This is a genomic window from Bradyrhizobium sp. Arg237L, assembly GCF_029990105.1.
In the GTDB taxonomy this organism is placed as follows: domain Bacteria; phylum Pseudomonadota; class Alphaproteobacteria; order Rhizobiales; family Xanthobacteraceae; genus Bradyrhizobium.
Map to the genome: position 1 here is coordinate 1 of NZ_JAQMIL010000177.1, position 1410 is coordinate 1410.

A 1410-nucleotide genomic window follows, 5' to 3' on the forward strand; every position below is an offset into this window, starting at 1 on the left:
CGTAGAGCCTGAGAACCAATTCGGTCTGCGGGTAGACGGCATCCGAAGTAGCGGATGTTGAAGACCTCGACGGTCGAGCGGGGCGGGATTTGCGCTCCGCTCCGCTATGGGTTGGCGCAGCTATGCGTTGGCGAGGCGATGTCCCTGCAGGATGTTGTTGGTGAGGGCGTACCAGAGCACGACGGCACGGACCTTGTCGATGCCGCGCACGGTCAATTGCCTGAGGTCCCAGTTGCGCCAGCGGGCATGGATGCATTCGCAGATCGAGCGGGCCTGGTACTGTGCCGTGCCGGCGTCACTGGCCATGCGGGCGCGCCAGGCCAATACCCCCGGGCCATCGCTGCTCCGCGGCAAGAAAGGATCGACGCCGCTCCTGGATTTGGTCGGTGGACAATAGACCTGATGCCCTGGCCATGCGCCCACTCGATGTCCTCTGCGCTGCAGAACCCGCCATCGACGAGATGGCGGCGGGGAAAGCGCTTCAGCCGGGCGCGCGTTCGTTCCAGCATCGGCCGCATCAGGCCGCGATCTGATCCGTTGTTGTCGACATCGACCGCGACCACGATCGGTTGTCCCGCCGCGCTGGCCACCTGCACATTGTAGGCCGGGCGGAAGCCGGCATCCGCCATCTTCATCACCCGCGCCTGCGGGTCCGTGGTGGAGGCCCGCGGCTCCTTCGGCTGCTTGCCATTGCCGCCCTTGTCGTCGAGCTGCTTTCGCTTGCGCTTGAGCTCGGCCAGCGCCGTTTGCGCCGCTTGCACCCGCTCACTGCGGTCGCGCGCCGCGCGCTCCCTGGCGGCCCGGATGCGCCGGTTGCTGGCTTCCGGATCCGCATCGACCTCGCGCTTGAGTTCTTCCACCACGGCCTTAGCCTGCGCCATCTGCCGGTCCAGCGTCGCCTCTCGCCGGAACGATCCGGTCCCCGCATGGGCCCGGATCCGCACCCCGTCCTGGGCCAACTTCTCCAGATCGACCAGCCCCGCCTTGCTCAGCGCCGCCAGATGTTCGCTCAGCAAGCGGTCGAGCAGATCGGCACAACCGACCCGGAAGTCCGACAGCGTGTGATAGTTCAGCGACACCCCGCCACAGAGCCAGCGATAGACGTCATGGCTGTCGCAGAGCCGGTCCAACGCCCGCGCGCTGCCAACGCCGTCGCTCGTGGCGTACAGCCAAAGTGCCAGCAGCAGCCGCGGCGAAGGCGCCGGATGGCCGGGCCTGTTCTCCCGCGCCTTGACCCGATCCTCCAGCTCGCTCAGCTCGAGCCCTTCGACATAGGCCCAGATCACCCGCGCCGGATGATCCTGCCCGATCAGGCTGTCGATATCGACCGCGCGCAGTTCGACCTGGTCGCGCATCGGCTCGCGCAGCCGCGGCGCTCCGCGCCGCACTGCTTCGGCCCGTGGCTCCGCT

Annotated in this window: 1 pseudogene; it reads right to left on the reverse strand. The window is 67.7% G+C overall.

From position 1 onward, the window contains the following. Nucleotides 1-120: 120 nt before the first annotated feature. Nucleotides 121-1388, reverse strand: a pseudogene (locus OZ411_RS42825) (IS1182 family transposase). Nucleotides 1389-1410: the final 22 nt, after the last annotated feature.